This is a genomic window from Mucilaginibacter polytrichastri, from assembly GCF_001911425.1.
Classification (GTDB): Bacteria; Bacteroidota; Bacteroidia; order Sphingobacteriales; family Sphingobacteriaceae; genus Mucilaginibacter; species Mucilaginibacter polytrichastri.
In genome coordinates this window covers 1054100-1064099 of the sequence record NZ_MPPL01000001.1, presented here as the reverse complement: position 1 = coordinate 1064099, position 10000 = coordinate 1054100, and the positions used below count along the sequence as shown (strand labels likewise).

Sequence of the window (10000 nt, the reverse complement as noted above, 5' to 3'; positions counted from 1 at the left end):
CCCGGTCTTTAAAACCCCGCCATACCCCCGCATTAGCCCGTTTTACCCAGCGCCATCAAAGAGCAATTGATAAAATACAATGGCTGCAATTTATATTTTACAGGCAATGGCATCAGTTAAAAGCGCATTGCCATACCCTGAATATTAAATTGTTTGGCGATCTGCCTTTCTATGTAAGCTACAACTCGGCAGATGTATGGGCCAACCAGGAAATTTTTGCCCTGGATAAGCAAAGCAACATGGCCGGTATTGCAGGCGTGCCACCAGATTATTTTAATGCCGATGGACAGCTTTGGCGTATGCCGGTGTACCGCTGGGATGTACTGAAAAAGCAAGGCTATCAATGGTGGATTAACCGTTTGCGCAAAAACATGGAGTTGTTTGATATGTTGCGGCTCGATCATTTCAGGGCATTTGCTGCCTACTGGGAAGTACCCGCCGGTGAACCGACTGCCAAAAATGGCCGCTGGGTACAAGGCCCGGGCGCAGATTTCTTTAACAAAGTAAAACAGGCTTTGGGTAATTTGCCTTTTGTGGCCGAAGACCTGGGCGATATTGATGAACCCGTATTTAAGCTGCGCGATCAGTTTGAATTACCCGGCATGAAAGTGCTGCAATTTGCCTTCGGCGATGCAACGGCACAATCGCTGTATATCCCCCATAATTATGATGCTAACTTTTTGGTATACACCGGCACCCATGACAACAATACTACAACAGGATGGTATAATCAGGATACGGATAAACAAATAGTTAAACAGATTGAAGCCTATGCAGGCTTACCGGTAAAACATAAAAACATCGCCAAAGTATTAATCCGCATGGCCTATGCTTCCACCGCAAAAGTAGCAATTATCCCTATGCAGGATGTTTTGGGGCTGGATGAAAAATCGAGAATGAACAATCCATCAATCGCAGAAAATAATTGGTTGTGGCGTATGCTGCCAAAATTGTTAAGTAAAGGCACGTCAACCGAATTAATCGGGCTGGTAAAAATGTATAACAGGCAGTAAATACGGTCTGCTCCTATTATTTGTTATGTTAATTAAATATGGTTAAACAATAAAGGCTCCGATAAATCGGAGCCTTTATATTATACTTTAGCTTTTTTAACTACATGTTTGGTTTTGTAACCGCTATAATGTTTTTTCTTATGAAACACATTATGTATTTTTTGGGGTAAAGTACTGGTGCGTTTAGTTTTAGTTTCATCTTTAACCACAACCTGTTGTGCAAAAGACATTGATGCCACACATATGGTGAGCATGAGTAAGAAAATTATTTTTTTCATGGTGATTATTTTTAACTAAACACCATGTAATATTAAAAGTTTTAATTATATGCGTTCTGCAACCAGTGTTGTTGCTTTGGGCACTCTTAGCTCTGCAACTGTTGCTTCTTTCTCAGTTGCGTGGGCCTTTAAATAGTCTTTATAAAACTGCTTTTTTGAATCGTGATAGGTACTTACAGCACCAATGGTATGCATAAACTTAATATAATACCAGGCAGAATCTACCTGGTAAGGCTTAAAGCCAGAGCGTGCACTCTTAGGGTATAAATGGTGGTTATTGTGCCACTCTCCCGCTACAATGCCCGGCCATATTTGGTTGATAGACATATCATCGCGGTTATAATCAACACCTTCGCGGCGCTTGTCTTCGCCCTTGCCGTGGCCTTCGTAGTTGAAGGTACGTACACCTACAGCCCAAAAACCTGCTGCTGCAAATAAAGCAACTGCTAATGGGATACCGCCTATTAAATAAAAGGCACCAAACCAAAACGACCAATTGAGGATAATACCAACAATTGTATTTAAAGGTTTGGCCAGCGAGCCCCATTTCTGGTACTGCTCATAAGTGTTAACACTAACGCCGATATGCTTCATTAAATTAACGCATTTAGCATAATCTTTTTCGCTCAGGTTCTTATTGATTGGCTGGTGATTAACATCGGCCAAAAAACAATACAAAAACCCACCTTGTGCATTGTATGGGTCGCCGGGAGTATCAGATTTCGCATGATGCACATGGTGCGATACTGCATAAATCTCTTCCGGAATAATTTTTAGGGTAAGGTTTTGTGTAAAAAACCGCCAGAATTTGTTGCGGAACTGGTAAGCATTATGGGTGCAATACCTGTGGTGCCAAATGGTGCCATGCGTACCCATTACAATCATGCTGTAAAAGAAAGCGGCTAAAAGCGTTTTAACAGATAGATATTTAAATAAAAACAAGAAAAAGAAAGGCACCAATGCTAATACTGTAAACCAGCATAGAAATGACAGCCAATTTTTTTTGTCTTTAAAAACGTTGAGCCTCGAAAAAAACTCACCGAAAATTTGTTTTGGGGATGGCTTAACTAAATCGCCGTTAGAATCTTGCCATCCGTACGAGGGCGGCTGAAGAACTGTGTCTAAAAATGACATTAAGTAATCGAGTTTATAATTTATAGTAAAGTTTAAAAAGGGGGCCTCAGTTAACATTGGAAAGGTAGGTAATTATATCATCAAAATGTAATTAATACTTAAAACTTCAACCTAGGCTTGGTACTTAAACGTAAAAACATATGGTTTAGATATAACTGTTTTGTAAAATAGTTCAAAAACGCTTTTTAAGAATAGAAATCAACGTTTTTATACGATTGGGAAATATTTCACCTCAAGTCATTCTTCTTTAGAACGAACCTAAAAGAAGTTCTTTGCTGGTTGCCGTCTTATTATGGCGTTTCTTTAACGCGAGTTTCCGGTAAATCCGATATAGAAAAATTTGAATTCCGAAATAAGTATGGTTACTGTTTTACAATGGCCTTGCGTTCAAACACACATCGTTCTCCTTTAAGCAGTTCTAATAACTTTTCGGGGTCATTAGGTACCTTAATCTGTTTGGCTTCATGCTTATAGCTTTGCTTAAGTTGCTTGCGATGTATGGCTTCTATAAAGCGCCTTACCTGCTCGCGGTTTTCTACAATTAGTCCGGGCACTTTTGCCGGGCGGTTATGCTCGTCTTTAGCTACCATGGTAAAGTAGCTCGTGTTGGTATGCTTAACAATATTGGTTTTTACATTCTCTGATATTACCTTGATGCCTACCACAATGGAGGTATTACCAGTATAATTAACCGAAGCCATCAGCGATACCATCTCTCCTACTTCTATCGGTTCCAGAAAGTCCACAGCGTCTATCGATGCCGTTACACAGTAATTACCGGCATGCTTTGCTGCACATACATAAGCTACCTTATCCATCAATGATAACAATATGCCCCCGTGTATTTTACCACCAAAATTGGCATACGAAGGGATCATTAACTCGGTAAGAGTGGTTTGTGAAAACTTTGCGGATTTAAATTCTGGCGTATCTTGCATAGCCAAATTTAATAGTTTAATGCTTTTATCAAATTAAAGCAGGCTTCAAAAGTATTATATTTACGATATGACCCGACCAGAACACATTTACCCTTCCAAAATCAACTATTTTTTATGGGTTCCGATAGTAGTTTTGATATTCGGAACTTTAGTTTCCGCAATTATTAAAGGTCAAATTCCAGCTATTATAATTTTATCTATTGCATTTGGAATTGTATTGTTACCAATAGTGCTCAACACCAAATACACAATTAATAATGATGCATTAATTATAAAAAGTGGCCTTATTATTAAAATCGATATAGATATTAAAAAAATAAAAAAGGTTATACCTAACAACACCATATGGAGTGCGCCAGCACTATCATCAGATCGGATCGAGATTTTTTACAATACTTACGACAGCGTGGTTATCTCTCCAAAAAATAAAAAAGAATTTATTGAAATGCTTAAGCAAATTAACCCGGCTATTGTTAGTGAAGTATAGTATGTTAATTTTGGCATCCTAAGCATTTGTTATCGTGAAGCGTTTATACATTTACCTCCTTGCATTTCTATTGCCTGTTTGCAGCCTGGCACAAGAAACCGTTATTATAAAACGAAAACTTACCGGCGACGTTAAAGAACACGTCAGTGTTTTAAAATCTGACAATAAAATACGTGAGGGGCTTTACCAAGCTATTATAGGCAGCAAAAATGCCTTAGCCAGCGGTAAGTACACCAACAATGTTAAAACTGGCGTATGGAGTTTTTATGATACAGGAAACCATTTGGTACAACGCTTTAATTACACAACTAATACCTTGCTGTATGAGGCGCCGGAAGACACCACATCTAATTGCAGGTATTTGGTAGACCGCACCTTAAGTGATACCGACCATACCACCAAACCCGTGATACGGGGAGGGCGTTTTTATGGTTATATTCCATATTTGAAGCTTTTTAGGCTACCGCCAGATATGCGTGATATTAACACTGAAGTAGTGGTAACCACTATTGAACTGCTGGTAAGCCCTGGTGGGCGCCTTGCCGATTATGTGGTACACTTTCAGGCACAAAACTATGACCGCAAAGTGAGCTTTAATATCGATTTATTGAGCGAAGAAGATAAAACATTTGTACCCGCCACTATTAATGGCGAACCAATTTCATGCCGGATATTTATCCGTTGCTTTTTAACTGCGGGTGGGGATTTGGATTTGTATTAGGCGGATGATAACATTAGCCATTGTGCCGGTATTTATTTCGGCATCAAATATGGCGGGTATAAACTCGATAAGTCGGATATCTGGCAAGTGGGGTGCTGAAACAAGTTCCATGACATGCTAGTTAGTTAAAATAGAAACAAAAAGGCTCCCAAAGTTTAATTGGGAGCCTTTTTGTTTTAGTGTCCGTGATGGCCGTCTGCACCGTGGGCATGTCCGTGCGACAGCTCCTCTGGTGTGGCAGGGCGTACATTTAAAACATTACCGGTAAAGTGTAGCTCCTGGCCAGCCATAGGGTGGTTAAGGTCAACTATCACTGCATCTTCAACAACAGAAACTACCTGCCCTTGAAAATGGTTACCCTGGTTATCCTGCAAAGGCAATAAGCTGCCTATTTCTGGCAAGTCCTGGCCTTCAAACATTTCTTTTGGCAGGTTGGCTACTGCTTCATCATCATATTCGCCATATGCATCAGCTGCAGGCAAACGGAAATCGAACGTATCGCCGGTTGACAAGGTTGACAAATTTTCTTCGAAGCGCGGAAGCATTTGCCCGGCACCATACAAAAATGTTAATGGTTGCTCTTCTGTTGTTTTTTCTACAAGGTTTTCAGTGCCATCCTGATCAACATATAAGTTGTATGTTAATGACACGACGTGTTGAGGCTCGATCTTCATTATTAAATTATTTATTGAATAAGTTTTTATGCAGTAATTTGTTTTAATGCCTGCACAACATTATGAGCGGGTAAACCACAGGTTTTATCCTTACAGATAAAAATGCGTGTTATATCGCCCGTTCTGCCTTGCAACAAAGGTAAGTTTTCCTCGTTACCCCCCAACATAATTTTATTGGGGATGTAATTTTCTTCCATTTCCCTGCGCATATTATTAGCTTCGGGGCCGGTAACGGCAACCTCATAAGTGCCAAATACTTCCTCTAGTAGCAGCATAGCCCAATTAGAATATACCGACCCATATTTGGCCATATAGGGCATAAGGTTACGAAGCAGTTGTGCCGAAATTTGGTGATATTGTTCTTCTTCAAACAGTAAACCCAACTTTTTAAGGTTGCGTGACATCACCGAGTTTGATGCAGGTATCACACCATCCATTATTTCGCACTTGCGTGCAATAAGTTGTTCGTTATCTGCAGCGGTGTAAAAAAACATGCCTTCCTGCTCGTCGTAATACAGTTCAATGGCTACATCAGCAAGTTTCCTGGCCTGCTGCAGCCATTTCATATCAAAGGTAACCTCATACAAAGCAATCAACGCATCAATCACATTGGCATAATCATCCAGAAAAGCAATTGGGTTTGCTGACTGATATATCCGGATCAATTTACCACTCCCATCAACCAGGTTGTTCAATATAAAGTCTGCATTTTTTATTGCCAAGTCAAGATATGCATCATTATTAAAAGCACGTACTGCATCACACAGGCCTTTTAGCATCAGGCCGTTCCATGAGGCAATGATCTTGTAATCAAGGCCGGGTCTTATACGATGGCTGCGGCTTTCAAATACCAGGGTGCGCAACGTGGCTATTTTAGCTTTCAGTTCGTTTTCGCTGATGCCTAATTTTGCGGCAAGTTCTGCATCATCATCTTTACGGAAGAAAACATTGGTCGCTTCTTCTTCCCAATTACCGTCTTCGGTAATATTATAATAGATCGCGAATAGCGTGGCATCATCGCCCAGCAATTCTTCAATTTCGGTTTTTGTAAAGGTGTAAAACTTTCCCTCTACCCCTTCACTATCAGCATCAAGCGCCGAGTAGTAACCATTATCGGGCGATGTAAGTTCGCCCTGCACAAAGGCAATGGTTTCATCAACTATCTGTTTATAAAGCGGATCACGGTTCCAGGTGTAGGCCTCGGCATACAGGCTGATTAATTGTCCGTTATCATACAGCATCTTCTCAAAATGCGGTACATGCCAGCGTGCATCAACAGAGTACCGGGCAAAGCCGCCACCAACATGGTCGTAAATACCGCCATATGCCATTTTCTTTAAAGTAAGCTTTACCGCATTGGCTATGCCCTCATCTTGCATTAAATAGGCATAGCGCATTAAAAACTGCCAGTTATTAGGCATCGGGAACTTAGGTGCATGGTTCATACCGCCTTCTTTGGGGTCAAAATGTTTGCGCCATGCAGTTACAATTGCTTCCAGATCGGCTTTAGTATATTCCGGTTGCTCGGTTACAAAATCAACCGACTCATATTGCTGGATACCCTGGGTTAGCTTCACGGCATATTCCTCTGCATCCTGTGGTTTGTTGCGGTAAAAATCGGCAAGGTTAAGCAACAAGCTTGTCCAGTCGTTTTTGCGAAAATAGGTGCCACCATATATCGGCCGCTGATCTGGCAGGCAAATGCAATTCAACGGCCAGCCGCCACGGCCGGTCATTAACTGTACCGCGCTCATGTATATCTGGTCAATATCGGGGCGCTCTTCCCTATCCACCTTAATGCAAACAAAATGTTCGTTCATTACGGCGGCTACCTCCTCGTCTTCAAAGCTTTCGTGCTCCATTACGTGGCACCAGTGGCAAGCCGAATAGCCAATGCTCACCAATATCAGCTTATTTTCGTTGCGGGCCTTTTGCAAGGCTTCGGTCCCCCAGGGGTACCAATCAACGGGGTTATTGGCGTGTTGCAGTAAATATGGCGAGGCAGAGTTAGCGAGACGATTCATGAGGCAAAACTATTGATTTCGAATGTTCGATTTCGGATTTATTTTACATAACACCGTTTTAATAGCTATGTTCAGCGATGTTACGCTTTTTGTGATGCAGAACACTTTGGAAGACTGTATCGTCATGAAATAAGTTTACACTTTATGCAGGCCTCTCCTTTAATTATCAAAATCGAACGCAGAGCGTACGGTTATGATACAGAAGCAACGACAAAGAATCATTATAAAATATTAATAATCAAATAGTTAAGTTTAAGGCACAATATTTAAACACATTAATTTATATAATTAAGCACATCAATCGCCTTTAAACCTATGTGGTATGGTAAAAAACTATATTAAATTAGCCTGGAGAAATTTGACTAAAAACAAGTTTTCGTCATTAATTAACATTGGCGGGCTGGCCGTAGGGATGGCTGTGGCTATATTGATAGGCCTTTGGATATTGGATGAACTTTCGTTTGATAAATCTCACCTAAATTATAACCGCGTTGCACAGGTGATGCAAAACCAAAACTTCAACGGCGAAATAAAAACCAGCAGATCATTACCAGCGCCAACGGGCGAAGAACTTAGGAAACTTTACAGCAGCGATTTTAAATATGTGGCGATGTCATCGCAAACATGGCACCACATTTTAGGCGTTGGCGATAAAAAACTTTCTATCTCGGGCGGTTTTATGGAACCTGATGTTACCGAAATATTTTCGCTTAAAATGCTCAAAGGTACCAGGGGTGCATTAAAAGATCCCAGCGCTATGCTGCTTTCGCAATCATCGGCCAAAGCCCTTTTTGGAGACACCGACCCCATTAACAAGCTGGTGCGGTTAGATAATAAATCGAGCTTTAAGGTTAGCGGCATCTACGAAGATCCGCCGCATAACACTACCTTTCGGTACATAGAAATTGATTTTATTGCGCCCTGGAGTTATTACCTAACCAATATGCTTAGTAAAAACGCCCTCAACGACTGGGGCGATAACTCGTACCGCACCTATGTGCAGTTGAATGACCATGCGGACATAGTGCAGGTATCTGCCAAAATTAAAAAGCTGAAGCTTGTGCATTTAACCAAGGCAGATATGAAATACAATCATCTGCTGTTTTTACATCCAATGAGCAAATGGCACCTGTACTCTGAGTTTAAACATGGCATTATATCCGGCGGTAAAATCCAGTATGTATGGTTGTTTGGTACCGTAGGCCTATTTGTATTGCTACTGGCCTGCATTAATTTCATGAACCTAAGCACTGCCCGCAGCGAAAAGCGGGCTAAAGAAGTAGGCATCCGCAAGGCTTTGGGCTCGTTACAAAGAGAGCTGATTATCCAATTTTACTGCGAATCGTTATTGGTGGCCGTTTTTGCATTTGCGCTCGCTTTGGTACTGGTACAACTCGTAATTCCGTTTTTTAATATCGTGGCCGATAAAGACATCGCTATTTTATGGGGCAATCCGCTATTCTGGCTCACAGGTATTGGCTTTACTTTTATTACAGGCTTAATAGCGGGCAGTTACCCTGCCTTATACCTATCATCATTTAACCCGGTTAAAGTATTAAAGGGTACCTTTAAGGCAGGCCGTTTTGCAGCTATACCGCGCAAGGTTTTGGTGGTGGTGCAATTTTCTGTTTCTATTATTTTAATTATGGGCACTATTGTGGTGTTTAAACAGATACAGTATGCGCAAGACCGGCCCGTGGGTTACAATCGTAATGGGCTCATTACTATAGAACCATCAACCGATGATGTGAGCAAGCATTATGAAGCTTTGCGTACAGAACTGCTTCAATCTGGCGCGGTGTCACAAATTGCGGCATCAACCAGCCCGCCTACACATGTTGACAACAATACAAGCGGTTTTGAATGGAAAGGAAAAGACCCTGCCCTACCTGATGATTTTGCTATAGTAGGTGTAACGCACGAGTTTGGCAAAACACTTGGTTGGCAATTTACCGGCGGGCGCGACTTTTCCCGCCAGTTTGCCACAGACTCATCTGGCATTGTAGTAAATGAAGCTGCGGTAAAAATTATGGGGCTTAAAAACCCGGTGGGCGAAATAGTTAAGTTTTGGGGCAGGAGCTACCGCGTTATTGGGGTAATAAAAAACATGGTGATGGATTCGCCTTATGAGCCTGCCAAACAAACTGTATTTTACATGAATAACAGCGCCGTTGATTATATAAACCTAAGAATAAACCCACACGCCAACGCCCATGAAGCATTGAGCAAAATCGAACGTGTTTTTAAAACATACTCGCCGTCTGAACCATTTGCTTATAAATTTACGGATGAAGAATACGCTAAGAAATTTACCGACGAAGTACGGATTGGTAAACTGGCAGCTTTCTTTTCTTTGCTAGCTATTTTCATTAGCTGTTTAGGCTTATTTGGCATGGCCTCATTTATGGCCGAGCAGCGTACCAAAGAAATTGGCGTACGCAAGGTACTTGGCGCTTCCGTTTTCAGCCTGTGGCGTTTAATATCAACCGATTTTGTAACACTTGTAGTTATTGCCTTGATAATAGCCACGCCCCTGGCCTATTATTTTATGCATAGCTGGTTAAATAATTACCAGTACCGCACTGCTATATCCCTGTGGGTATTTGTAGTTACCGGCCTGGCCGCCATTACCATGACACTGCTTACCGTAAGCTATCAGAGTGTAAAAGCTGCGCTGATGAACCCGGTGAAGAGTTTAAGAAGCGAATAAATCTTCATACCATAACAGACA

At 41.4% G+C, this 10000-nt stretch carries 9 protein-coding genes; 4 read left to right on the top strand and 5 right to left on the bottom strand.

What is annotated here, in order from left to right; translation table 11 throughout:
• On the top strand, positions 1 to 1013 hold a 1013-nt coding region (malQ, locus tag RG47T_RS26605), incomplete at its 5' end, for a 4-alpha-glucanotransferase (RefSeq protein ID WP_253187492.1).
• Positions 1014 to 1093: 80 nt separating this feature from the next.
• On the opposite strand, the gene RG47T_RS04815 is transcribed toward malQ, so the two are convergent.
• The 3 genes from RG47T_RS04815 to RG47T_RS04805 all read right to left on the bottom strand — a co-directional run bounded on the left by RG47T_RS04815 (position 1094) and on the right by RG47T_RS04805 (position 3363).
• Positions 1094 to 1291 (bottom strand): hypothetical protein, encoded by a 198-nt coding sequence (locus RG47T_RS04815; RefSeq protein WP_074488373.1) that lies wholly within the window; start codon positions 1289 to 1291, stop codon positions 1094 to 1096.
• Between the two features lie 45 nt (positions 1292 to 1336).
• A complete protein-coding gene (locus RG47T_RS04810) occupies positions 1337 to 2425 on the bottom strand; it encodes a fatty acid desaturase (RefSeq protein ID WP_074493147.1) in 1089 nt (362 codons plus the stop codon).
• 362 nt (positions 2426 to 2787) lie between these two features.
• Positions 2788 to 3363: an acyl-CoA thioesterase gene (locus tag RG47T_RS04805; protein ID WP_074488372.1), complete on the bottom strand. Its 576-nt coding sequence runs from the start codon at positions 3361 to 3363 to the stop codon at positions 2788 to 2790.
• A 67-nt stretch (positions 3364 to 3430) separates the two neighbouring features.
• On the opposite strand from RG47T_RS04805, the gene RG47T_RS04800 reads away from it, so the two are divergent.
• Together RG47T_RS04800 and RG47T_RS04795 are read left to right on the top strand one after the other, a co-directional pair.
• A complete protein-coding gene (locus RG47T_RS04800; RefSeq protein WP_083627296.1) occupies positions 3431 to 3850 on the top strand; it encodes a PH domain-containing protein in 420 nt (139 codons plus the stop codon).
• Between the two features lie 34 nt (positions 3851 to 3884).
• Positions 3885 to 4571: a hypothetical protein gene (locus tag RG47T_RS04795; protein ID WP_074488371.1), complete on the top strand. Its 687-nt coding sequence runs from the start codon at positions 3885 to 3887 to the stop codon at positions 4569 to 4571.
• Positions 4572 to 4747: 176 nt separating this feature from the next.
• On the opposite strand, the gene RG47T_RS04790 is transcribed toward RG47T_RS04795, so the two are convergent.
• Positions 4748 to 5245, bottom strand: coding sequence for an FKBP-type peptidyl-prolyl cis-trans isomerase (locus RG47T_RS04790; RefSeq protein ID WP_074488370.1), 498 nt, complete (start codon positions 5243 to 5245; stop codon positions 4748 to 4750).
• A 26-nt stretch (positions 5246 to 5271) separates the two neighbouring features.
• Positions 5272 to 7269, bottom strand: coding sequence for a thioredoxin domain-containing protein (locus RG47T_RS04785; protein ID WP_074488369.1), 1998 nt, complete (start codon positions 7267 to 7269; stop codon positions 5272 to 5274).
• A 322-nt stretch (positions 7270 to 7591) separates the two neighbouring features.
• On the opposite strand from RG47T_RS04785, the gene RG47T_RS04780 reads away from it, so the two are divergent.
• On the top strand, positions 7592 to 9979 hold the full coding sequence (locus tag RG47T_RS04780) for an ABC transporter permease (protein ID WP_074488368.1): 2388 nt from the start codon (positions 7592 to 7594) through the stop codon (positions 9977 to 9979).
• The last annotated feature ends 21 nt before the right edge of the window (positions 9980 to 10000 follow it).

Coding starts and splice junctions, on each gene's coding strand:
- RG47T_RS04780 (WP_074488368.1), top strand. CDS start 7,592: ATGGTAAAAAACTATATTAAATTAGCCTGGAGAAATTTGACTAAAAAC.
- RG47T_RS04810 (WP_074493147.1), bottom strand. CDS start 2,425: ATGTCATTTTTAGACACAGTTCTTCAGCCGCCCTCGTACGGATGGCAA.
- RG47T_RS04805 (WP_074488372.1), bottom strand. CDS start 3,363: ATGCAAGATACGCCAGAATTTAAATCCGCAAAGTTTTCACAAACCACT.
- RG47T_RS04815 (WP_074488373.1), bottom strand. CDS start 1,291: ATGAAAAAAATAATTTTCTTACTCATGCTCACCATATGTGTGGCATCA.
- RG47T_RS04790 (WP_074488370.1), bottom strand. CDS start 5,245: ATGAAGATCGAGCCTCAACACGTCGTGTCATTAACATACAACTTATAT.
- RG47T_RS04800 (WP_083627296.1), top strand. CDS start 3,431: ATGACCCGACCAGAACACATTTACCCTTCCAAAATCAACTATTTTTTA.
- RG47T_RS04785 (WP_074488369.1), bottom strand. CDS start 7,269: ATGAATCGTCTCGCTAACTCTGCCTCGCCATATTTACTGCAACACGCC.